Source organism: Lysinibacillus sp. NPDC056232 (genome assembly GCF_042267565.1).
Classification (GTDB): domain Bacteria; phylum Bacillota; class Bacilli; order Bacillales_A; family Planococcaceae; genus Lysinibacillus.
In genome coordinates, this window is sequence record NZ_JBHJTF010000007.1 from 148606 (window position 1) to 171287 (window position 22682).

A 22682-nucleotide genomic window follows, 5' to 3' on the forward strand; every position below is an offset into this window, starting at 1 on the left:
GGATAGACGCTTTTTATTTTTACTATTGTTTACTACCGTCAATGATTAAATCAAGGCGACCTGTATTTGGATCAACTACTAATCCATGAACAGGTACATCTTTCACCATTAACGGGTGATTGCGAATTGTATCTACGCTTTTCTTAACACTTGTTTTTACGTCGCCAAAGCCACGTAAAAACTTTTTTAAATCAAGACCTGAATTTTCTACCGTTTTGATAGTTTCAGGGTTAATTCCCCTAGCAACCATTTTATTTAGCATTGCTTCTGGGTCAACTGCACTCATACCGCAGTCGTAATGTCCAACAACATACACTTCATCCGCTTGTAGTTCATAAACAGCTACAAGTAAACTACGCATAATTGCACCAAAAGGGTGACTAACTAATGCCCCAGCACTTTTAACGATTTTTACATCGCCATTACGTAAATTCATAGCTTTAGGTAACAGCTCAACAAGACGAGTATCCATACAAGATAACACAACGATGCGTTTATCAGGATACTTTGTTGTAATAAAAGGCTCATATTTTTTTTCTTGAACGAAATCTTCATTAAACTTAAGAATATCTTGTAACATTGTCATGAAAGATTGCTCCCTTCCCTACAGAAATATTTTAGAGCAAAATGATCAATATGCAAACAATAATGACAATATTCACGCAATTTTTACGAAAAAAAAGAAGTTTAGTAATTTATTTAGCGAAACGAAATAACTTAAAAAAATAAAAAACAGCTACGTTATGGTAGCTGTTTTTTAATGAAATTAATATTTTTCTTTTGGCATTGGATCTACAGTTACTGAAGATTTAGAATCTAAACCAACTTGTAGGTAGTGGATGAAGAATGCTAGAGAAATTAGTAAAACGGCTGAAAAGCCAAGTACAGTCGTAATGAACATAATGAAAGCTCCTCTCTACTAAATAATCTACAATACTATCTATAGTGATTATACAATAGGTTACTAGGAAAATCTAAGGAGAATTTATGACATCCATAAGATACCTAGTCTGGACTAAAATTAGTAGGTATAAAATACTTGAAATACCTAGTTTTTATTACAGAGAATAAGTTCTTTTTTACCAATGATTTGTCATGTTATTTATACTCATTTACTCAAAACTAATCATAAAGCCATGTTCCATGCTGTGATTTAGCTCATTCTTCAATAGCTTTCTAAAGGATATTTCCTACCCTCAATACGAAAAGAATAGGCATTTCTCTAAAGCGACTCAAAAATAATAAACAAGACTGTGAAATAGGTGATTCCGTGTCTTTAGGTGGTAAAAGGAGTTTTTTATCCAAGCACAAAGCCGAATTCGTACGCGATTATGCCGAGGTATAATTGATTAAATAGGGAAAGAAATTAAATGAGTCTTTCGGAGCGTTTTTATTACGAGAGTGAAAAAAATATCGTCTGATACATTGATAAACAGCTGTTTTACACTATTTTTTAACGGAATTTTAGTAATTATCCGAACTGGTTTTAGATTATCGGTCGAATAGCTTATATAGTGATATTGATATTTTTGGATATTTACACCTACTTTTGCGACTCGTTTAGCATATTTTGATAATTTTGTGTCGAAGGGTAATAACAAATTCTTAACTAATTTCAAATAAAGACAATTTAGTGTATTATTCTTAATTCAATATAATCAAATATAGTCGAAAAGTGAATAAAAAGTATTTATTAGATCGAAAAAAATGTGAAATACATTTATACTATATTATGTATTTATTTAAAATATGGAAAAAAAGGACGAAATAAAGGTAAATAGGAGATTTGGAGGTTCTAGAATGGATATATCGTCGATTGTAGGGTTAATACTTGCGTTTATAGCGCTATTAACAGGAATGGTGCTAAAGGGTGTAAGCTTAAGTGCATTTTATAACCCAGCTGCCATTCTAATTATCATCTTTGGTACTATTTCCGCAGTAACAATTGCCTTCCCAATGAAGGAGTTAAAGCGTGTACCAAAGCTATTTAAAATTCTTTTTAAAGAAACAAAATTAGCAGATGATATTGAGATTATTAAGATGTTTTCACAATGGGCTGATTTAGCACGCCGTGAAGGTCTATTAGCGCTTGAGAGTAAAGCTTCTGAGATAGAAGACCCATTTTTGAAAAATGGACTTACATTAGCAATTGATGGTCAGAATGCGGACTATATTCGTGACGTCCTAACAGAAGAAGTCGAAGCAATGGAAGAACGCCATGCTAGTGGTTCTGCAATCTTTACGCAAGCTGGTACATATGCCCCGACTTTAGGGGTACTCGGTGCGGTAGTAGGTTTAATCGCCGCATTAGCAGATATGAATGACATAGAAAAGCTAGGACATGCTATTTCAGCTGCTTTTATGGCTACATTACTAGGTATTTTTACAGGTTATGTTTTATGGCATCCGTTTGCGAATAAATTAAAACGTAAATCTGCTATCGAAGTTAAGCAAAAAAGAATGATGATTGAAGGCATCCTTTCTGTCTTAGAAGGGGAAGCTCCACGTGTTATCGAACAAAAACTATCTTCTTACTTAACAATGGAAGAACGTCGTCAAATTTCTGATGAAAGCGGGGCGGACGGCCTTGGCAAAGAAAGCTAAGAAAAAAAAGCATGATGAGCATATCGATGAGTCTTGGTTAGTTCCGTATGCAGATATTTTAACACTGCTATTAGCTGTGTTTATCATATTATTTGCATCAAGTTCAGTAGACCAAGAAAAGCTAGAGAGAATGTCAGCGGTGTTTAATCAAGTATTTGATGGTGGAACAAGCTTTTTAGAGCAGCCTTCGCCGGTCGAAAGTCCGAATGCAGAAAGTGACCAAACACCACAACAAGTACAGCAAAATTCTGCTTACTTAAAGGATCAGCAAGAGTTGGCTGAAATTAAAGATAGTGTTGATAATTTTATCGCTGTTAATGAGATGGAAGGTCAGTTTGCAACAGCAATGACTGATGAGGGTTTACTTGTAACAATTCGTGATAGTCTTCTGTTTGATCCAGGGAAAGCAACTATTAAACCAGAATATGTTCCTGTTGCGAAGGAACTTGCTGACGTATTAGAATCGGATCCGGCGCGTAATATAGTAATTACTGGTCATACTGACAACGTTCCAGCTGGACCTGACTTCTCGTCTAACTTTGAGCTGTCAGGAGTTCGAGCAATAAACTTCCTTAATATTTTATTGATGAGTAATTCGAAGTTAGATCCTACGAACTTTAGTTTTAAAGGTTATGGAGAGTATCGTGCTATTGCACCAAACGATACTACTGAAGGGCGTGCAAAAAACCGTCGTGTAGAAGTATTAATTCTACCACTTGTAGAAGAAGATGGATCTGCTGCCAAAAAAACGCAATAGAAAAAAGCTATTAGCAAAAGGCACTGAGTGTCATGCTAATAGCTTTTTATCTCTATTTACAAAATGCTTAATTATTTACGTAAAGCTCCTAATTCAGCAACGATGGCTTGCATCTCGCTCGGACTAAATGCATTACGTTTCATGACCATTTCGTATAAATAGACAAGGTCTTCGTAATTAGCTTCATCGAAATTTTCCGATTTCATTGCATCGACATTTACCATACGAAGCTTTTCTTTCATTTGATCAACAATATAAATAACGTTCTCTTTTGACGGTACTGATAAATCCATTATTTAAACCTACCTTTCATAATCCTCGGAAATATCATTTCATTGAATAAAAAAAATGTCAACACTGTATTTGGGCATTGCTTTAAAAATAGACTATTATTGGGTAGAATAAGGGCAGTGAGAAGTTAAAGCCTCCGGACGCAAGTATGCCGAGGTATAATTGATTCATTATTCTAAAACACATTTGAAGCAGGGGGTATTTAATATGGGACGAAGTAAATTATTAGCATCCATCGTAGTTGGTGCCACAGTTGGTGCTGCATTAAGCATGTTGGACCGTGTAACGCGTGAAAAAACAATAGCTACAACGAAAAAGATGAAAGAAGCAATCTCGTATTATGCAGCCAATCGAGAGGAATTACAAGTGCTAGTTGAGGAAAAAGTATTGTCCGCTAAAGTGCTATGTGAAGGTGTGTCAGAAAATGTCAACGCGATTGTTGAAAAAGTGGATGAATTTAAAGAATTACCATCCACAATCGAAGGCATGATTAATGACACAAAATCAGCCTTTTCTTTACCTGATAAAGAATAGTTGTTCGCACAGGAGGAAATTTGTATGGAAAAGAAAAAAGCATCGATACATACAGCTGTCGGTAGGGTAAAATCATTTGTCTCACCAGACGAAGACACTGTAGATGTGATGACATCAAGAGGCTTTATGCAAGATTTAATATTACGCTTCCAGCGAGTGGAAATATCAGCTCTTGCAGCAGAATTGGCTTATTTCTTTTTACTATCTTTTTTCCCACTGCTAATTTTTCTAGTTACATTACTACCGTATTTGAATTTAGAGACGACGCAAGTGTATTCCTTTCTAGTGAATGTTATGCCGGACGAGGTATATAGGCTTATTGAAAATACATTAAATGAAATTTTAACAAGCCGTAATAGTAGTTTATTATCCATCGGGGTGCTTGGAACGATTTGGTCTGCTTCTAAAGGGATTAATGCATTGACTAGAGCCTTGAATAAGGCCTATGATACAGAAACTAGGGGGAGTATATTGGATCGAGGGTTATCCCTTGTTTTCACCATAGCGTTTGTCGTTGTTATTGCTGTCGCTCTACTTTTACCGGTTTTTGGGCAACAGGTGGGGCATTTCTTATTTTCGATTGTTGGCATTGAGGAGCAGTTTGAAATAATCTGGCATAGAATGCGCTGGTCGATACCACCTCTACTCATTTTTATTGTTTTAATGGGGATCTATAGATTTGTTCCGAATACAAATCCTCGTTTGAAGTTAATGAGCGTTTGGCCGGGGGCATTGTTTTCGACTTTGGCTTGGCAGGCAGTTACATTTGTTTTTTCTTTTTATATTAATAATTTCGCGAATTATTCCGCTACATATGGCAGTATTGGTGGCGTCATTATTTTAATGCTTTGGCTATATTTCACGGGGATTATTTTAATTTTTGGTGGCGTTTTAAATGCGACGATGCAGAAAAAAGCATTGCAAAAAGAGCTTAAGAAGCAGGAGACTTTAACAAATAGTTTGGAATATTAAAAAGGACAGCCTCGATATCACATTTTGTGATACGAGGCTGTTTGTTTTAGACGTTTTTATTAAGCATACGTAAGCCGTTTAAAATAACTAAAATGGTGCTGCCTTCATGACCGATTACACCTAGGGGTAAATCGACGACTTGTAAAAAGTTTGAGGCAATTAATAAAACGATAACGCCGATTGAGAAGAAAATGTTTTGTTTGACGATGCGTTGCATTTTACGTGATAAACGTACGGCATAGGCAATTTTTGATAAATCATTTTTCATTAAAACGACATCTGCTGTTTCCAAAGCAACATCTGTTCCTTCTCCCATAGCAATTCCGGTAGTTGCAGTTGCTAATGCAGGTGCATCATTAATACCGTCACCGACCATCCCTACAAATTTATGTTCAGAAAGAAGTCGTTTCATCTCAGTCACTTTTGTTTCAGGGAGACATTCTGCGACGTATTCTGTCACGCCTGCTTCCTTGGCAATTACCTTTGCTGTCTTCTCGTTGTCGCCCGTTAGCATAACAACATTAATACCAAGCTCTTTTAATAATGACACTGCTTTTTTTGCTTCATTGCGAACGGTATCCTTTAAGGCTGCTAATGCGACGATGCCATCTTTGTCACGAATGAAAATAACACTTTTTCCTTCTGAAGCAAGGTTTTCTGCTATACCATTTGCAAATTCATTTGCCTCATCTAGTCCAACGAAGTCTGGTTTACCAACAAGATACTCTATTTCATTAACGTAACCTTTAATACCCCAACCTGGAATATCTTCAATAGTGGCTTGTGGAAATTGTGCGATCCCTTCTTTTCTAGCGAATAAAGTAATGGCTTGAGCAAGTGGATGGTTCGATTGTGCTTCAATACCCGCAAGGATGGCCATTGCGTTTTCGCGCTCTAATCCTTCACGAACAATAAAATCAGTAACGGTTGGTTTACCTTGTGTTAAAGTACCTGTTTTATCTACTGCAAGTGCACGTAATGCACCTAGATGCTCTAAATGTAGGCCTCCCTTGAATAGTACACCGTGTTTTGCACCATTTGAAATGCCTGCAAGTGTTGCTGGCATAATGGCTGCAACAAGTGCGCATGGAGAAGCAACTACTAAGAGTACCATTGCTCGATAGAAAGTTGTTGTCCAGTCCCAGCCGAGTACAAAGTGAGGTAAAAACATCATTAGAGCAACGGCAAGTAGCGCAAATTTCACGTAAGTACCTTCGAATTTTTCTATAAACTGTTGAGAAGGAGATTTTTCACTTTGAGCACTTTGTACAAGCTGGATAATTTTTTGGAATAGTGTTTCGGAATTCGGTTTTGTCATTTCCATCGTAATGGCACCATTTAAGTTCACTGTACCGGCAAATACCTCGTCATCTTCACGTTTTGCCACTGGAAGAGGTTCACCGCTAATAGCAGATTCATCGATAGAAGACTGTCCTTTAAAGATTACACCGTCTGCTGGTACACGTTCACCAGGCTTAACAAGTAGATGATCACCAATTTGTAGAGTTGATACAGCAACTTTCATTGGTTCAAAACCACCACGAACGAGCCAAGCCTCTTCAGGTTGTAAATTCATGAGTGCAGAAATTTCACGATGACTTTTGTTCATTGCATATGTTTCAAGAGCGCCACTCACAGCAAAGATGAAAATTAGAATAGCACCCTCCGTCCAATAACCGATTGCTGCTGAACCGATTGCGGCTAATACCATCAATAGTTCAACGTTAAGCGCCTTATTTTCAATGGTTTCTTCAATACCTTCTTTTGCTTTAGCAAATCCACCGACGCAAAATGCGACAATATATAAAAGAATAGAAGCTGTTGTTTGCCCGCTAATATCTAAACGCCATGCAAGCAAAATAAACAAACCTGCAATAAGGGCAGCGATTAATTCAGCATGTTCCTTTGTTTTATCAATTAAACTAAAATTTTCTCGATTAGTGTGCTCCACCTTTATCCCTCCTGATAATGAAAATCAATATCAAAGCCTATATAAATCAATGAGTATAAACTATTTCTAATTGAAAATAGATTTCAATTAATTCCTTTCTAATTTAGAATTATTATAACAAAGGAATTTTAAAAAAGAAAGTAAGAAATTTGAAGGAATTTTTAATAAAAGGGGATAAAAGTAGTCCAGGATTGAGTTGGGGGCAATTATGAGGTATTTTGAAATAATTTTGAACATAAGAAAAAGCACAGTTATTCATAGGAATATTCTGTGCTTTTCAAATTTGTGCAGTGAAAATGCCTTAAGTTTGGGAATTACTGCATAAATATGGCTCATCACAATAAACGTGATGAGCCATAAATTATTTAACTAAAAACCCATTTTTGTAGTGTGGCTGTCGCTATGCTTGCGCCACAGCTAAAAAATTATTACTACTTTTAAAAGTAACGTTATAAAATGAAATTACTCTTTATTAGAAAACACGTTCTGCATGTAGCGCAAGTTTTTCTAGAGATGATTTATCTACGTCTGCGTGTAGTGAGTTACCATGAGAGTCCATAGTTACAACAGCTGTGAACTTCTCAACGTTCAAGTGCCACATAGCTTCTGGAACACCGAATTCCATTAAGTCAACACCGTCTACTCCTTTAATGCAGTCTGCGTAGTATTGTGCAGCACCACCGATTGCATTTAAGTAAACGCCACCGTGCTCTTCTAATGCAGCAAGTGTTTTTGGTCCCATACCGCCTTTACCAATTACAGCGCGGATACCGAATTTTTTCATGATGTCACCTTGATATGGCTCCTCACGAATAGAAGTAGTTGGACCAGCTGCTTTTACTGTCCAGTTACCTTCTTCGTCTTTTGCCATTACAGGGCCACAGTGATAAATAACTTGTCCATTAAGATCAACTGGAGCATCATGGCTCATTAAGTGATGGTGAATTGCGTCACGGCCAGTATACATACGACCAGTAATCGAAACAACGTCACCAACTTTTAGAGCGCGAATTTGCTCTTCAGTAATTGGTGCAGTAAGTTCCACTACATCTGTAGTAGTATCTTCTGTTGTTGCTGCAACTTCATCTTCTTTAAATGTAATTTTTTCGCCTTCTTGGTAATGCCAGTTAATAATTTCACCAGTTTGAGGATTGATGTCCACAGCCATACGACGGTATGCCCAGCAGTTATAAGCTACTGATACGTAGAATGATGCAGGGATACGGTGCATAACACCAATTTTACAGCCTAGTAATGTTGCTTCACCACCGAAGCCCATTGTACCGATACCAAATGTGTTTGCAGTTTTCACTACATACTCTTCTAATTTAGCAAGATCAGCATTTGGATTTGTATCTTCCACATGACGGAATAATTGTTCTTTCGCTAAGTCGTAACCAGAAGAACGGTCGCCACCGATACCTACACCGATGAAACCAGCTGAACAGCCTTGACCTTGTGCTTGGTATACTGAGTGAATGATACATTTACGAATACCATCTAAATCACGACCAGCGCGGCCAAGACCTTCAATCTCACATGGTAGGCTATACTGAATGTTTTTATTTTCACAGCCGCCACCTTTAAGGATTAATTTAATTGTAATGTAGTCTTTTTCCCATTGTTCGAATTTCATAACAGGAAGACCGTCACCAAGGTTGTTACCGCTGTTTGCGCCTGTTAATGAATCAACCGCATTTGGACGTAATTTTGCATCGGCAGATGTATCGCAAATAGCTTTTTTAATAGCTTCTTTAATTTCTAATTGGTTTACACCAACAGGAGTATAAATTTTGAATGTTGGTAGACCAGTATCTTGACAGATAGGTGATACATTATCTTCTGCCATAATAATATTAGTTGAGATTGTGTCTAAGCTCATTGCAGCACGAGTACCTGAATTCTCAGCTTCTTTAGCTTTCTTAATAGCACGACGTACGTCTTTTGGTAGATTTGTAGACGTTTCAGTAATTAAATCGTAAAGACTTTTCTCCAAAGTTTGGATATTCATTTGATATTGCCCCCCATAGAAAATTTGATTATTTCCACGTTACATTATACTCTTTTCAACTAATGAAAAAAAGAGTTCAACTCATTGTGGTCAGAATTAAAGGTCTATTCTCAAAAAGAGGAAATTATAATGTGAAATTATGTTATTTATCGTTAAGATGTTAGAAGAAAATTGAAGCGGGGTAATAAACAATATATTAAGATTTCCTGATCGGTTATAGGATTTACGGGAGCATGCTTTCGAGGAGCTGTTCACCTGAAACGTAAGGATTTTAGTAAAGTTCTATATAATTGGGATTGCTACTAGCCAGAAATGGCCAAGAAAAAAAGCAAGTGGATATATAGCTTTCCACTTGCTTTTATATAGCCTCCGGACGCAATTACGCCAAGGCGAAATTGATTAGTAGTTATTGTTCACGAGCATTAAATTGCTCCATTTTGTCCTCTAAATCATCCATCATTTGAATTAAACGATCAATATCCTCTAATTCAGTTGTTTCAGGATCAATGGCATCTAAAACTTCTAAAAACATTTCAAGACGCTCTTTTAAGTAACTCATTTGCTGTTTTTTATCAGTGATTGGATTTGACATACATACACCTCATTTCGTCCCCTTCATCTTAGCTGATTCGGGACTAAATTTCAATGTTTAGGTAAACGCCTAGGACTAAGCGATTATTTTGAAAAAAACAATAGACAGAATATTTACAATAATGAAATCGTGTGTTAAATTAGTATTAAGAAAAGGTAAAGGAGCTGATTTAAAAAATCCAAAAAGACTCTAACTCGAAAAGGAGGGAGTTTAAACAAGTACTCGGCCAATGTAAAAGCCGAAATTCGTGTTTATACAATTAAATGGAGATAAGTGTTAGTTAGGCCTTAGCGTAAAATCACATGTGGTGAGCGCTAAGGCTTTTTAGTATGCTGTTCTTTGGAAGAATGACCTGATGTTGGAGGAAAGGATGACATACTTCTCAGATTACAGCAAAAAAAGATTTGCCATTCTAGTGTTAATTGTATCTATTTCAGGCTTTTCACAAGGGATGCTTTTACCGCTAATTTCAATTATTTTCGAACGTGATGGGTATCTTCCGCGTTGAACGGATTGAATGCAACAGGTCTATACATAGGAACTTTATTAATCACCCCATTTATCGAACAGCCATTACGAAAATGGGGCTACAAACCCATTATTTTAATGGGCGGTGCACTTGTCTTCGCTTCGCTGTTAGCATTTCCTTTATAGTAGAGTGTGACCTTTTGGTTTATTCTCCGCCTATTCATTGGGGTAGGTGATCATGCATTACACTTTGCAACATAGACGTGGATTACAAGCACATCGGATCATAAAAGCTTAGGAAAAGGTATGGCCATTTACGGCTTGTCCTTCAGCACTGGCTTTGCTGTTGGGCCATTAATGGTAAAACTTATACAAATTTCAGAGGCATTACCGTTTATTGTATCCTCAATTATGTGCTTATTAGCGTGATCTTTTGTATTTCTCTTACAAAATGAAAAACCAGAACGTTTAACGGGAGACTTACATGCAAGAGGCTGGCATCGTTATAAAATGGCCATTGTATTTGGATGGATTGCCTTTTTAGGGCCATTTGTTTACGGTTTTTTAGAATCCTCTTTAAATGCTTTGTTCCCAGTTTATGCTTTGCGTAAAGGTTTCGACGTGAATATGATTCCTATTATTTTATCAGTCTTTACATTTGGTGGGATTTTAACACAAGTACCACTTGGAGCTATAGGGGATAAAGTAGGAAGACGTAATGTCTTAATGATAGGCTCATTTGGAGGGATTATTATTTTTGGCATTGCGAGCTTTGTAGAGCATTCACAAATGGCAGTAGCCGTAGCATTTTTCTTTACAGGGACATTAGTCGGTTCGATGTTTTCATTAGGTATTACCTTTATGGCTGACTTAACACCAAAGGAACTACTGCCAACAGGAAATCTGCTTTGCGGCATTGCCCTTAGTATCGGTAGCTTAACAGGGCCATTTTTAGGAGGCGTTTATTTAGAATATGTAAATTACAGCTTCCTTTTATTAGTTGCGATGCTTTTGCTAACTGTAACTATTGTTTTGTTAGTATTTGGACGAAAAAAAATAAGCAATTAGTGTCGATGTAAGAGGCTTTGTCTTTTGGAAATCAACTTTGAAGTAGAAGGAAGAGCGTCAACCGTTCGGGTATAGAGAAGAACTGATCAGGTAGGGGAAGTTATTGCTCGAGTAAATTACTCAGCTTTTTCATAATGTGAAATTTGGGCAAAATAAAAGAGCGGGGCTCATCTCCCGCTCATAAAACAAAAAATGCCCAGCAAATCCGTGCTGTTATGGCATTCTTTGCGTGACAAGGATTTTTCGTCCAAGTCACATAGGTTTGGCACCTAAAATAGTATTATACAGACAAGCGAACATAAAATCAAATAATATTTGCAGATAAGTAATATTTGGACTTTGGATTTCTATCTCTATATAATAGAAGAACACTAACTAAGATGACTATTTATAATGAGGAGATTAACACATGGCAGAATATAAAAAATTATCGATTCACCGTGCATTAACAGAATTAAAGATGCTAAATCACCGCATCGAAGCAGCAACGAATGAAGTTAGTTCAGTGTTAGCTAATCGCAAAAGTAATAGCAAAATTAATGGAGTAGAGATTCAAGAATATGAAAAGCAAATGCAAGCCTCATACGATAAAGTAGTTAGCTTAGTTGACTATCGCAACCGAATTAAGGCGCTAGTTGTAGAGTCTAATGCTAAAACAAAAGTAATAGTGGGAAAAGAAGAAATGACTGTAGCAGAAGCGATTGAACGCAAACAGTCCATTCAATATGAAAAGGAACTGTTAGAAGTCATGCAACAGCAATATCGTTCAGCGATAAATACGGTTGCAAAAGAAAATGATGCCTTGCCAGCAAAGCTAGAAACGTATTTAGTTAATATATTAGGAAATAAAGATAAACAATCTCCAGAAGAAGTAAAATTACATACGGACACATTTATGAAAAGAAACGAGTACGAGTTAATTGATCCGATGAATGTTAAAAAGAAAATTGAAGCATTAAGTAATCGAATTGAAGAATTCGAATCAGAGGTCGATGCTGTATTATCGGAATCGAATGCAACAACATTTATTGAAGTACAAGCCTAACTAAATATGCATGGCCTAGCGAAAACGGAAAACGAAAAGTCGCTCGCGCTTCAAGACATGTGTGCGAGTTAAAACCTGAAACATGTCTTACTACAATGGATAGTTTAAATAATCGGAGATAAAAGCTCAAAGATTAAAGTTAAAAGTCCAAAGTTTACGTTTCAAAGTTCTTTCGTATTAAAGTTAAAAACTTAAAGCATAAAAATCTTTTAAATCCTGGGCTACTGGTTAAGGTGTTGATTTTTCTGGGCCGTCCGTCATCCACCAGGCAGCTGGAGCTGTGCAGTACATATAAGGCGTCTCTTAATTTTAGAAGACGCCTTTTTTCTGTTTAATTCTCTTTTAGAATTTTTAAAGGGCGTCTCTCATTTTTTGAGGACGCCCGTTTTTATTACTTATTTTTCAACACAAGCTTCGCCACACATTCCACCTGCGCTGTCTGTGCAAACATATCAACCGGCTGAATATACTCCACATCATAAAACTTCGATAATTCGTTTAAATCCTTCGCCAAAGTTGATGGATTACACGATGTATAGACAAAGCGCTTCGGTTTTAGCTTCAACACAGTGCGGATGAACTCTGGTGCTAGACCTGTGCGTGGTGGGTCAACTGTAATAACATCAGGTGTAAATCCTTCCTTACGCCATTTTGCTAGGACACTTTCTGCTGTACCGACTGCGTATTTTGTATGCTTGAAGCCATGGTTTCGGGCGTTTTTACGTGCATCCTGAATGCTTTCTGGAATAACGTCCATTCCACGAACTTCTTTAGCTTGGTCAGCTAGCCATAAACCGATTGTTCCAACACCGCAGTAAGCATCAACAACTGCTTCTTTGCCTGTTAATGCTGCTGCTTTTTTGATTTCATCATAGAGATGAACGGTTTGTGTTGGATTTAGTTGGAAAAAGGCGCGAGCTGATAAATCAAATGCTAATTCGCCAAGCTCCTCATGAATCGTTTCCTTACCATCGAGGACAATCGTCTCATCGCCAAAGATTAACGATGTTTTCTCACGGTTAATATTTTGTGCGATCGATACGATACTTGGGTCGATTTTTTTTATACGAGCAATGAGTTCCGCTTGATGTGGAATTTCCTTACGCGTTGTAACGAGCACGACTTGTGTTTCACCAGTACGAATCCCAGTACGTACAACAATCGTACGCACTAAGCCATCAAGTGTACGACCATCGTAAATAGTAATATTTAGTTTTTGTAAAATTTTACGTGTTGCCACTGTAATTTTTGATGTAATCGGATGTTGAACAAGGCAATCATTGATGTTCAGTAACTTGTTACTACCTTCTGCAAATAGCCCTGCATAGACACGCTTACCGTCTTTACGTACTTGATATTGACTTTTGTTTCGATAATTCCATGGATTATCCATCCCTAGAGTTTTACGAACTTCAACTGTAGTAGCTAAAGGTTTAGCATAACGTTCTAATGCTTGAACGACGATATCACGCTTTTCAATTAGCTGTTTTTCATATGTCATATGCTGAAGCTGACAGCCGCCACATTCGTTGTAAACCGGGCATGGTGCTTCCTGACGATGTTTTGAAGCTTTGCGAATCGTTACTATTTCCGCTTCAGCAAAGTTTCGCTGTGTTTTAGTTACTTGTGCTGTAATTTCTTCACCAGGAATGGCACCCTTTACAAATACGACATTACGCTTATAAAAGCCTACGCCTTCACCATTAATACCTAGTCTTTTTATTATTAGAGGAAATTTTTGTCCTACTTCCATTGTTGTTTGTTGCGTCAAGCGTTCCACGTCCCTGTTCTTTTAATATCATCTCCCCATTATAACTAAGGAGTAGACGATTGCAAAGCGACAGGGAAATCTTCATGTTCTAAAACTAAATCGTTAAGGGATAAAAATGTATAGCCTTGTTTTTTCGCTTCGGCAATAAACCTAGGAAGAGCTTCAGCGTTATCCTGCGCAACAGTATGCATTAATATTACGGCACCGGGGTGAAGCTGTTCCATTAATGCATTATACGCATAATCTGCGCCGCGTCGCACATCCCTTTCCCAATCCTTAAAGGCAATAGACCAGAAAATATGACGATAGCCTTCAGCGTTGCCTACCTCTAATAATTCCGCATTAAATGTACCTTCAGGAGGGCGAGCATAGGTTGTACGTTCAATACCCGTCAATTCACGCAGTTTATCATCAAGCTTTTTCCATTCTGTACGCATACCATCGGGCGTTAGTCTCGCCATATTTGGATGCCCCCATGAATGGTTGCCAATCATATGGCCATCTTTAACCATGCGTTTTACTAAATCAGGGGCACTTTCTAAATAATGACCAGTTAAAAAGAAGGTAGCTGGTGCGTTCTCCTTCTTTAACGTATCCAAAATGCTTTCCGTAAACCCATTTTCATATCCGTTATCAAAGGTTAAATAAGCAACTTTATTATCAGGCTTTCCTTTATAAATGGCACCATATTTTTCAACTATCTGATCAAGCTGTGCACCAGCTTCTGCTTGTTCACCGTTTTTTGCTCTTTTAAAGCCCCAGTTGTATTCATCAGAGCCAGAGGCCGAAAATGGATTAAAGCTAATTGCCGCGGCAATAATAAAAGTAGCAATTACCGATCCTACTATATGCTGTTTCCACATAAAAACGCATCCTTTCTTTTTCATTAGAATGCGTTAATTTTAAAAAAATTATCCTACTTGATTTCATTCAAAAAGTGTTTCTTTTAAATGAAGGAATTTAACTTCTTTCAGCGGACGAAAAAAAAAACACTCGCTGAAAGAAATTAAAGCCTCTGAACGCAATTATGCCGAGACATAGTTGATATGAATGATGTTTTTCTAAAACAGTAGGTTATACATGTTGACCTTCTAATACTTAAAAGGGCGAATACCCGCGGAAGAGAGGTGAATACCCGCGAAAGAGAGGCGAATACCCGCGGAAGAGAAGTAAATATCCGCGGAAGAGAGGCGAATACCCGCGAAAGAGAAGTAAATACCCGCGGAAGAAAAGCGAACACCCGCGAAACGAGTGAATACCCGCGGAAGAGAAGCGAATACCCGCGGAAGAGGAGTGAATACCCGCGAAACGAGCGAATACTCGCTGAAGAGAAGTGAATACCCGCGGAAGAGAAGCGAATACCCGCGGAAGAGGAGTGAATACCCGCGGAAGAGAAGCGAATACCCGCGGAAGAGAGGTGAATACCCGCGGAAGAGAAGTAAATACCCGCGTAAGAAAAGCGAACACCCGCGAAACGAGTGAATACCCGCGGAAGAGAGGCGAATACCCGCGAAACGAGCGAATACTCGCTGAAGAGAAGTGAATACCCGCGGAGGAGAAGTAAATACCCGCGGAAGAGAGGCGAATACCCGCGAAAGAGAAGTAAATACCCGCGGAAGAAAAGCGAACACCCGCGAAACGAGTAAATACCCGTGGAAGAGGAGTCGAACACCGGAACACCTAAAAAGCAACACCCACGAAAAATGTTATAATGGTTAATAGTGAGGTGTTACGAATGCGTGTTATTACGAAGATTGCACGTCAAAAAAACAATCCAGAACGTTATAATATATATTTGAACGAAGAATACGCTTTTCCTGTAGATGAGGCAATTCTCATTCAATTTGAATTAACGAAGGGTAAAGTGCTTGAGGAATTTGATATTCAGGAAATTGCTTATGAGGATGAGATTCGAAAAGCTTTTAATAAAGGGTTAAATTTTTTATCTTATCAAATGCGTAGTGAGCATGAGGTCAAGAAAAAGCTTCTCTCGTTAGAATTTGGGGAAGCGGTTATTTTAGAGGCTATACAAAAGCTTAAATCGTATGGCTTTTTAAATGATGAAACTTACTCCAAGGCGTTGCTGAATACGAAAAAAGCTACGATGAAAAAGGGACCCAAAGCAATTAGGCAAGATCTTATGAAAAAAGGGATCGATAAAAGCTTACAGGATGAGGTACTTGCTACATATAGTCATGGGGAACAGGTAAAGCTGGCGACACAATTGGCTGAAAAGGTCATTCGATCGGAAAAAAAGAAAACGCCAACACAAATAAAAGCTAAAATTCAAGATTTTTTAATGCGAAAAGGTTATTCTTTTAGTGTTATAGATGAGGTGCTTAGTCAAATAGAGATTGAGCAAGAGGAAGATGAATGGCAACAGCTACTTGATGTACAAGGCGAAAAAGTTTGGAAAAAGTATTCATCGAAGTATACTGGTTATGAATTGAAAATGAAAATAAAGCAGGCGCTCTATCAAAAGGGTTTTCCTATAGAAGTTATAGATCGTTTTATAGAAGAGAAGGAGAATGAGGAATGAACGAAAAAAATTATGCTGCCATGTCAGAGCATGAATTACGTGAAGAAATAGCTATGATAAAGGAAAAAGCACGTAAGGCGGAACAGCTAGGCATTATCAATGAATTCGCAGTATACGAGCGCAAGGCTTTAATGGCAGCTGCTTATTTAGTGGATTTGGATACAATAATTCCTGGAGAAATGTATCGTATTGACGGCTCTGAAAATGAATTTTTTCAAGTGGATTATTTAAAAGGACGCTTCGCATGGGGACATCGCTTAGGGGGCGAAAAATACCAAGAGGCTTTACCTGTTTCCATGCTATCTCCTGTAAAGGTGGGCAAATAAATGGATGAAAAAATTGAAAAGCTAACTGCTGAGTTACTTGCAAAAAACCCGGAAATGTCAGTAGGACGTGCACGAGTATGGATTGAGCTTCTATGGAGTGATTTTGAATCAACTTCTGCAAAAGCTGGCTACGCTTATCGAGGTGTTGAATACACTGAAAATTTGGTGCGTCAATTAATTGCCAGCTATGGTGATAAACTGCATGCATTTGCGGGACGTAACCCAAAATACGCGCATCTACTTGATGCTAGTGATGATATGGTACAATAACAAAACCCTGGCCAATATATTTGGTCAGGGTTTACTGATGTTTAATTACTTGCGCCAACCTGTAATTTTTTCTGGAGTTTATCTTCTGTAAAAATCCAGCCTGTGTATGAAGTGAGAATCTCGTTGTCTTCGTTTAAATGAGCGACAGCAACGAAAGGATAGCGATTATCACTACGGTAACGCAGATCAATTAATCTTACTTCTGTTAAGCCATTATCGAGTTCTGAAATTTCCCAACGATACAATGGTGAGAATGATACGAATGCAGCGAGATTGGGATCTTTCAATGCTATTTCAATAAGAGGCGCTTTCGGTAAAGGTTTTATTTCGAATTTATCGTAAATATTAACAGCTCGACCATAAGCACGGCCAACATAATAATGCGTTTTGGATTTTGCTGCAATTCGCCAGTGGAAGAAACGCATTGTAGGGGCTACAATAACATACTCTTCATCCTGAATGGTATTATGCACAGCTTTCTTTACAGCCTTTTGGACTGCAAATCGTAAAATGTAGTAAACGATAATAATGAGATACATGATACTAAATGTCCAAACAGGATTGACACCAAATGCCCAAAGTAAAATGCCGAGGCAGTGTAGTGTGAAAATAATAGGATCAAATGTATTAATGACACCAAGTGCAACCCATCTTCTAGAAAATGGTCGAAGTGCTTGTGTACCATATGCATTGAAGATATCAACAAAGACGTGAAGTGCTACAGCTAAAAATGTCCAAAGCCATAAATGAAACACATTTGCGTCTTGAATAATAAGTGCTAAAACCGCTGTAATTAAGATGGGCCAAATAGCTACTGCTGGAAGTGAATGTGTAACTCCACGATGATGTCGAATATAAATAGCGTTGTTGCGCAGCTTTAAAACGGTATCGACATCAGGTGCCTGCGAGCCAATAATGGTACCTGCCATTACTGCGGTAAATGTCATCGAATGATTTGCTACAACGGGATCCGCTAATGCAAGACCACCGAGGGCTATACCCATAACGAAATGTGTACCTGAATCCAAGAATATCCACTCCTTGTATGCATCAAAATAGAGTACAATTTGCATACATGTATATTTCAATAATCCGTAATACTTTGATATTTCTCTATTAAGACTGTCGTGCTAAATCTTGAAGCTAGAAAATAATGGCGCTTTTTGTCGTTTCAGACAAATATCTTTTCTTAATTGTATACTCTTTTTACTATAAATAAAATCGTAAAAACACTGGAGGTCACTGTGAATTATCCATATGTAACAGAATTTCGACAATCTTTAGTCGAATGGTTTAATGTTGAGAAGCGTGATTTACCTTGGAGACATACGACGGACCCTTATAAAATCTGGGTATCGGAAGTGATGCTACAGCAAACACGTGTCGACACAGTTATTCCTTATTACAATCGTTTCATGGAAAGTTTTCCAACATTAGAATTACTCGCGGAAGCTCCACAAGAATACTTATTAAAGCATTGGGAGGGCCTTGGCTATTATTCCCGTGCACGTAACTTACAAGCGGGTGTTCGCGAGGTTTTAGAAAACTACGGTGGGGTAGTACCCGATAATCGTCATGAGATTTCAACATTAAAAGGCGTAGGTCCGTATACTGCTGGAGCTATTTTAAGTATTGCCTATAATAAGCCCGAACATGCAGTTGATGGCAATGTTATGCGTGTTTTAAGTCGTGTGCTTACTATTCATGATGATATAGCAGCTCCAAAGACTAAAAAGATTTTCGAAGCGGCTGTTGAAGAACTGATCGATCCTGAAAATGCATCGTCCTTCAATCAAGGCTTAATGGAGCTGGGTGCACTTATTTGTACGCCAACTTCACCAAAGTGCTTATTATGTCCAGTTCGCGAATACTGTATCTCTTTTAATGAAGGTGAGCCTGAAAAATTACCTATCAAATCAAAAAAAGTAAAGATGAAGCATATCACATACGATGTGCTTGTATGTCAAGATGATAAAGGTCGAATTTTATTGGAGCAGCGCCCAGAAGAGGGTTTATTAGCTAATCTATGGCAGTTTCCAATGCTTGAGCACGGTAAAGATTCAATAGATACTTTTATTAATGATTATGCTATGAATGTTCAACCGCAACAGGAATTGTTAACGTTTAAACATGTTTTTTCACATTTAACATGGCATATAAATAGCTATTTTATGAAATGCAATTCAGCAGTAAAGGGCGAATGGCTGACTCGCGAACAAATAGAATTATTACCAATGCCCGTTCCAATGCTGAAAATTTGGCAAGAAATTAAGGATTAATCAAGAAAATAATATTTATAAAAATTTATGAGCATAAAACCATTCACCTCGGTACACAATAATGAACGTGGAGGTGAATGAATAATGAAAAAGCAAAACAATCAAAATTTACAACCGAATAAAAACATGCAACGTCAAAGTCAAGAATTTGGTTATGAAACAGACGTTACAGAGGCTAATGAAGTGCAAAAGCAAAATGCTAAAGCAGAGCAGAACAAAGCTCAAGCTTCAGGTAACTTCAATAAAACTAACCAAGATCTTGGTGAATAACACTTTGTAATTGCATAATTGCATTTACCTCTAAGGAGCTGTCTAAAATCGAAAAGATTTAAAAAAGACAGCTCCTTTTAAATTTTATTTAGTAAAATCTGATTGCTCAGGAAGTTGAGAGAGTTGCTCGGGTAGCCGATAAAACCACTTTCGATGCGAAGAAAACAGAAGAGAAAGACCCGCTCCGATAAATGAATATAACAAAAAATTTCAATGGGGTTGTTGTTATGATAAAATTCGCTTCAAATTAACGAAATTTTGTACAAAATTAAAAGAGCGCAGGGAAATTTGTGGTTTTCTAACTACACCTTTCGCGTACACATTGCTATAATATACTAGAGACTGCTAGATTTAGGTAGCATAGACGAAAAGGTGGGCTTCAAAGATGGCAATACCGGTAGAAGGAGAAACGATACAAATACATAGTTATAAACACAATGGCCGTATCCACCGTGTTTGGCAAGAAACAACGATTTTAAAAGGAACAAAAAATATCATTATCGGTGCGAATGAGCGGACACTTGTGACAGAATCCGATGGTCGAACGTGGCTAACGAGAGAGCCTTCTATTTGTTATTTCCATGCGGAGTACTGGTTTAACATCATTTGCATGCTACGTGAAGACGGTGTGTATTATTATTGTAATCTAAGCTCACCATTTGTTTTCGATAATAATGCCATTAAATATATTGACTATGATTTAGACATTAAAGTTTTCCCTGATATGTCTTATTCACTCCTAGATGAGGATGAATATGAGCTACATCGTAAGGAAATGTCTTATCCAGATGTCATAGATAAAATTTTAAAGCGCAATGTCGATAAATTAATTAGCTGGATTCAACAAAAAAGAGGACCCTTTGCACCTGATTTCATCGATGTCTGGACAAATCGTTATAAGTTTCAGCTCGATATGCAAGCAGATGATTGTTAGTTGCACCTATTAGTTTTACTAATAGGTGTTTTTTTATGTCTTAAACAATCGGATTATAAAATAGTCCGTGATAAAGTTAAATTAACTGTACTTAAAACAAAATATTGCTATAATACGTTTGGGCATTCATTTTTTGTGGATGTCTGTTTCTTTTTATGTACGAAGTGATATAAGGGGTTCCCCTTGTATTTGCTAAATATGGTTTTTTGATAAGGATGTGATAATAAATTGGGTAGTATAAAGCGTTATATGAAATTTGTAAAACCATATACATGGGAAATAATTTTAACGATTTTAATTGGTATAGTGAAATTTGCAATTCCGTTATTTATTCCATTACTCATAAAAATTGTGTTAGATGATATTATTGCTGCGGATCATCTAACGGATGCAGAGAAGACAAAAGAACTGTTTTATTGGTTAGGTGGCACGATCATTGTATTCTTTATTATTCGACCACCGATTGAGTATTACCGTCAATATTTTGCTCAACATGTCAGTAACAAAGTGCTTTTCGATATTCGAAAACAAATATATGCACATTTACAGCGACTAAGTTTAAGATACTATGCAAATACAAGAGCTGGCGATGTGATTTCAAGAGTGATTAATGATGTGGAACAAACAAAAAACTTTATTATGACAGGCTTGATGAACGTTTGGCTCGACCTTGCGACAATTGTTATTGCAATCGGTATTATGTTTGCTATGGATGTAAAGCTAACGCTAGTAGCATTGATTGCGTTCCCATTCTATGCGTTTAGCGTAAAGTTCTTCTTTGGCAAGCTTCGGTCTTTAACACGTAAACGGTCACAAGCACTAGCAGGTGTGCAAAGCTATTTACATGAACGTGTAGCTGGAATGAGTATTATTAAAAGCTTCACGCTAGAAAAGCATGAGCAAAAATTATTTGATGAAGCAAATGGTGAATTTTTAGAAAAGGCACTAGATCATACGAAATGGAATGCTAAATCCTTTGCGGTGGTGAATACAATCACGGATGTAGCACCTCTCTTAGTAATTGCTTATGCAGGTTATCAGGTGATTAATGGATCTCTTTCAGTCGGAACGATGGTGGCCTTTATTGCCTATATTGAACGACTTTACGGTCCACTTCGTCGTCTAGTAAGTTCATCAACGATGTTAACACAGTCCATTGCATCAATGGATCGAATGTTTGAATTAATAGACGAGCCTTATGAAATACAAAATAAGGCTAATGCGTTAGAGTTACCTCAAGTAAAGGGTGAAGTCCGCTTTGACAATGTGAACTTTCAATATGAAGAAGATGGCTCACAAATTTTAAACAACATCAATTTCACGATTAATCCTGGAGAGACAGTTGCATTTGTAGGAATGAGTGGTGGAGGAAAATCAACGATCATTAGTTTGATTCCTCGCTTTTATGACACAACGAGTGGCACAGTGTGTATTGATGACTATGATGTTCGTGATGTATCATTACATTCTTTACGCTCACAAATTGGAATCGTTCTACAGGATAATATTTTGTTCAGTGATTCGGTCAAAGAGAATATTTTAATGGGCAAGCCAGATGCTTCTGATGAAGAGGTTATTGCTGCGGCACAAGCGGCAAATGCACATGATTTTATTATGAGCTTGCCAAATGGCTATGACACAAAGGTCGGGGAGCGCGGTGTGAAGTTATCAGGTGGACAAAAGCAGCGAGTAGCGATCGCCCGTGTATTTTTAAAAAATCCACCTATTTTAATACTGGATGAAGCAACCTCTGCTTTGGATTTAGAAAGTGAGGCACTTATTCAAGAATCATTGGATGTACTTGCACATGAACGCACAACCATTATAATTGCTCACCGACTTTCTACGATTACACATGCAGATAAAATTTTGGTTATAGATCATGGACAATTAATTGAAAGTGGTACACATGAGCAATTAATGCAAAAAGAAGGAACCTACTTTAATTTATTCCAGGTGCAACATTTAGATTGATATACCACGGTATAACAGAAAAAATC

At 37.4% G+C, this 22682-nt stretch carries 24 protein-coding genes and 1 pseudogene; 16 read left to right on the forward strand and 9 right to left on the reverse strand.

All coding sequences use genetic code 11. From position 1 onward, the window contains the following. Positions 1-22: 22 nt before the first annotated feature. Positions 23-586 (reverse strand): beta-class carbonic anhydrase, encoded by a 564-nt coding sequence (locus tag ACFCYJ_RS08115; RefSeq protein ID WP_376073106.1) that lies wholly within the window; start codon positions 584-586, stop codon positions 23-25. Positions 587-766: 180 nt separating this feature from the next. Then, on the reverse strand, positions 767-901 hold the full coding sequence (locus ACFCYJ_RS08120) for a hypothetical protein (protein ID WP_255350001.1): 135 nt from the start codon (positions 899-901) through the stop codon (positions 767-769). A gap of 899 nt (positions 902-1800) precedes the next feature. Between ACFCYJ_RS08120 and motA the strand changes: the two genes are divergently transcribed. Further along, a complete protein-coding gene (gene motA, locus ACFCYJ_RS08125; protein WP_376073110.1) occupies positions 1801-2604 on the forward strand; it encodes a flagellar motor stator protein MotA in 804 nt (267 codons plus the stop codon). Further along, complete coding sequence (gene motB, locus ACFCYJ_RS08130; RefSeq protein ID WP_376073113.1) at positions 2588-3361, forward strand: flagellar motor protein MotB; 774 nt, start codon at positions 2588-2590, stop codon at positions 3359-3361. The genes motA and motB overlap by 17 nt, the downstream gene beginning before the upstream one ends. A 71-nt stretch (positions 3362-3432) precedes the next feature. On the opposite strand, the gene ACFCYJ_RS08135 is transcribed toward motB, so the two are convergent. Continuing rightward, the gene (locus ACFCYJ_RS08135; RefSeq protein ID WP_376073116.1) at positions 3433-3654 is read right to left on the reverse strand and encodes a DUF1128 domain-containing protein; all 222 of its coding nucleotides are present in this window, start codon (positions 3652-3654) and stop codon (positions 3433-3435) included. Between the two features lie 205 nt (positions 3655-3859). Here ACFCYJ_RS08135 and ACFCYJ_RS08140 point away from each other — a divergent pair, with 205 nt between their 5' ends. Together ACFCYJ_RS08140 and ACFCYJ_RS08145 are read left to right on the forward strand one after the other, a co-directional pair. Next, positions 3860-4186 carry a YtxH domain-containing protein gene (locus ACFCYJ_RS08140; RefSeq protein WP_376073118.1) on the forward strand — a complete coding sequence of 109 codons (327 nt, stop codon included), beginning with the start codon at positions 3860-3862 and terminating at the stop codon, positions 4184-4186. 24 nt (positions 4187-4210) lie between these two features. Then, complete coding sequence (locus tag ACFCYJ_RS08145; protein WP_376073121.1) at positions 4211-5158, forward strand: YihY/virulence factor BrkB family protein; 948 nt, start codon at positions 4211-4213, stop codon at positions 5156-5158. A gap of 46 nt (positions 5159-5204) precedes the next feature. Here the strand turns inward: ACFCYJ_RS08145 and ACFCYJ_RS08150 are convergent, their stop codons facing one another. From ACFCYJ_RS08150 to ACFCYJ_RS08160, 3 genes are all read right to left on the reverse strand, one after another. Continuing rightward, positions 5205-7109, reverse strand: coding sequence for a heavy metal translocating P-type ATPase (locus ACFCYJ_RS08150; protein WP_376073123.1), 1905 nt, complete (start codon positions 7107-7109; stop codon positions 5205-5207). Between the two features lie 472 nt (positions 7110-7581). Beyond that, positions 7582-9120: a fumarate hydratase gene (locus tag ACFCYJ_RS08155; protein WP_376073126.1), complete on the reverse strand. Its 1539-nt coding sequence runs from the start codon at positions 9118-9120 to the stop codon at positions 7582-7584. A gap of 406 nt (positions 9121-9526) precedes the next feature. Beyond that, positions 9527-9712, reverse strand: a complete 186-nt coding sequence (locus ACFCYJ_RS08160; protein ID WP_376073129.1) for an SE1561 family protein — start codon at positions 9710-9712, stop codon at positions 9527-9529. A gap of 370 nt (positions 9713-10082) precedes the next feature. On the opposite strand from ACFCYJ_RS08160, the pseudogene ACFCYJ_RS08165 reads away from it, so the two are divergent. Further along, a pseudogene (locus ACFCYJ_RS08165) lies at positions 10083-11248 on the forward strand (MFS transporter). A 409-nt stretch (positions 11249-11657) separates the two neighbouring features. Beyond that, positions 11658-12293, forward strand: coding sequence for a hypothetical protein (locus ACFCYJ_RS08170; protein WP_376073132.1), 636 nt, complete (start codon positions 11658-11660; stop codon positions 12291-12293). A 391-nt stretch (positions 12294-12684) separates the two neighbouring features. On the opposite strand, the gene rlmD is transcribed toward ACFCYJ_RS08170, so the two are convergent. Continuing rightward, positions 12685-14064 (reverse strand): 23S rRNA (uracil(1939)-C(5))-methyltransferase RlmD, encoded by a 1380-nt coding sequence (gene rlmD / locus ACFCYJ_RS08175; RefSeq protein ID WP_376073135.1) that lies wholly within the window; start codon positions 14062-14064, stop codon positions 12685-12687. Positions 14065-14108: 44 nt separating this feature from the next. Further along, a complete protein-coding gene (locus ACFCYJ_RS08180) occupies positions 14109-14927 on the reverse strand; it encodes a polysaccharide deacetylase family protein (protein WP_376073137.1) in 819 nt (272 codons plus the stop codon). Between the two features lie 264 nt (positions 14928-15191). On the opposite strand from ACFCYJ_RS08180, the gene ACFCYJ_RS08185 reads away from it, so the two are divergent. The 6 genes from ACFCYJ_RS08185 (at position 15192) to ACFCYJ_RS08210 (ending at position 17199) form a co-directional block, all read left to right on the forward strand. Then, complete coding sequence (locus ACFCYJ_RS08185; protein WP_376073140.1) at positions 15192-15401, forward strand: hypothetical protein; 210 nt, start codon at positions 15192-15194, stop codon at positions 15399-15401. Continuing rightward, a complete protein-coding gene (locus ACFCYJ_RS08190) occupies positions 15358-15546 on the forward strand; it encodes a hypothetical protein (RefSeq protein WP_376073143.1) in 189 nt (62 codons plus the stop codon). Before ACFCYJ_RS08185 ends, ACFCYJ_RS08190 begins: the two co-directional genes overlap by 44 nt. Then, positions 15543-15710 carry a hypothetical protein gene (locus ACFCYJ_RS08195; protein ID WP_376073145.1) on the forward strand — a complete coding sequence of 56 codons (168 nt, stop codon included), beginning with the start codon at positions 15543-15545 and terminating at the stop codon, positions 15708-15710. Before ACFCYJ_RS08190 ends, ACFCYJ_RS08195 begins: the two co-directional genes overlap by 4 nt. 89 nt (positions 15711-15799) lie before the next feature. Next, positions 15800-16603: a recombination regulator RecX gene (gene recX / locus ACFCYJ_RS08200; RefSeq protein ID WP_376073214.1), complete on the forward strand. Its 804-nt coding sequence runs from the start codon at positions 15800-15802 to the stop codon at positions 16601-16603. Beyond that, positions 16600-16929 (forward strand): YfhH family protein, encoded by a 330-nt coding sequence (locus ACFCYJ_RS08205; RefSeq protein ID WP_053483069.1) that lies wholly within the window; start codon positions 16600-16602, stop codon positions 16927-16929. Before recX ends, ACFCYJ_RS08205 begins: the two co-directional genes overlap by 4 nt. Next, positions 16930-17199, forward strand: coding sequence for a YfhJ family protein (locus tag ACFCYJ_RS08210; protein ID WP_376073148.1), 270 nt, complete (start codon positions 16930-16932; stop codon positions 17197-17199). A gap of 41 nt (positions 17200-17240) precedes the next feature. Here the strand turns inward: ACFCYJ_RS08210 and ACFCYJ_RS08215 are convergent, their stop codons facing one another. Continuing rightward, positions 17241-18227 carry a metal-dependent hydrolase gene (locus tag ACFCYJ_RS08215; RefSeq protein WP_376073151.1) on the reverse strand — a complete coding sequence of 329 codons (987 nt, stop codon included), beginning with the start codon at positions 18225-18227 and terminating at the stop codon, positions 17241-17243. A gap of 216 nt (positions 18228-18443) precedes the next feature. Between ACFCYJ_RS08215 and mutY the strand changes: the two genes are divergently transcribed. The 4 genes from mutY (at position 18444) to ACFCYJ_RS08235 (ending at position 22656) form a co-directional block, all read left to right on the forward strand. Next, on the forward strand, positions 18444-19478 hold the full coding sequence (gene mutY / locus ACFCYJ_RS08220; protein WP_376073153.1) for an A/G-specific adenine glycosylase: 1035 nt from the start codon (positions 18444-18446) through the stop codon (positions 19476-19478). Positions 19479-19562: 84 nt separating this feature from the next. After that, positions 19563-19748 carry a gamma-type small acid-soluble spore protein gene (locus ACFCYJ_RS08225; protein ID WP_376073156.1) on the forward strand — a complete coding sequence of 62 codons (186 nt, stop codon included), beginning with the start codon at positions 19563-19565 and terminating at the stop codon, positions 19746-19748. A 385-nt stretch (positions 19749-20133) separates the two neighbouring features. Continuing rightward, a complete protein-coding gene (ntdP, locus tag ACFCYJ_RS08230) occupies positions 20134-20682 on the forward strand; it encodes a nucleoside tri-diphosphate phosphatase (RefSeq protein ID WP_376073159.1) in 549 nt (182 codons plus the stop codon). Positions 20683-20910: 228 nt separating this feature from the next. After that, entirely contained in the window at positions 20911-22656 is a 1746-nt protein-coding gene (locus tag ACFCYJ_RS08235; RefSeq protein WP_376073161.1) for an ABC transporter ATP-binding protein, read from the forward strand. The last annotated feature ends 26 nt before the right edge of the window (positions 22657-22682 follow it).

Coding starts and splice junctions, on each gene's coding strand:
- ACFCYJ_RS08115 (WP_376073106.1), bottom strand. CDS start 586: ATGACAATGTTACAAGATATTCTTAAGTTTAATGAAGATTTCGTTCAA.
- ACFCYJ_RS08120 (WP_255350001.1), bottom strand. CDS start 901: ATGTTCATTACGACTGTACTTGGCTTTTCAGCCGTTTTACTAATTTCT.
- motA (WP_376073110.1), top strand. CDS start 1,801: ATGGATATATCGTCGATTGTAGGGTTAATACTTGCGTTTATAGCGCTA.
- ACFCYJ_RS08135 (WP_376073116.1), bottom strand. CDS start 3,654: ATGGATTTATCAGTACCGTCAAAAGAGAACGTTATTTATATTGTTGAT.
- ACFCYJ_RS08140 (WP_376073118.1), top strand. CDS start 3,860: ATGGGACGAAGTAAATTATTAGCATCCATCGTAGTTGGTGCCACAGTT.
- ACFCYJ_RS08145 (WP_376073121.1), top strand. CDS start 4,211: ATGGAAAAGAAAAAAGCATCGATACATACAGCTGTCGGTAGGGTAAAA.
- ACFCYJ_RS08155 (WP_376073126.1), bottom strand. CDS start 9,120: ATGAATATCCAAACTTTGGAGAAAAGTCTTTACGATTTAATTACTGAA.
- ACFCYJ_RS08160 (WP_376073129.1), bottom strand. CDS start 9,712: ATGTCAAATCCAATCACTGATAAAAAACAGCAAATGAGTTACTTAAAA.
- ACFCYJ_RS08170 (WP_376073132.1), top strand. CDS start 11,658: ATGGCAGAATATAAAAAATTATCGATTCACCGTGCATTAACAGAATTA.
- ACFCYJ_RS08180 (WP_376073137.1), bottom strand. CDS start 14,927: ATGTGGAAACAGCATATAGTAGGATCGGTAATTGCTACTTTTATTATT.
- recX (WP_376073214.1), top strand. CDS start 15,800: ATGCGTGTTATTACGAAGATTGCACGTCAAAAAAACAATCCAGAACGT.
- ACFCYJ_RS08205 (WP_053483069.1), top strand. CDS start 16,600: ATGAACGAAAAAAATTATGCTGCCATGTCAGAGCATGAATTACGTGAA.
- ACFCYJ_RS08210 (WP_376073148.1), top strand. CDS start 16,930: ATGGATGAAAAAATTGAAAAGCTAACTGCTGAGTTACTTGCAAAAAAC.
- ACFCYJ_RS08225 (WP_376073156.1), top strand. CDS start 19,563: ATGAAAAAGCAAAACAATCAAAATTTACAACCGAATAAAAACATGCAA.
- ntdP (WP_376073159.1), top strand. CDS start 20,134: ATGGCAATACCGGTAGAAGGAGAAACGATACAAATACATAGTTATAAA.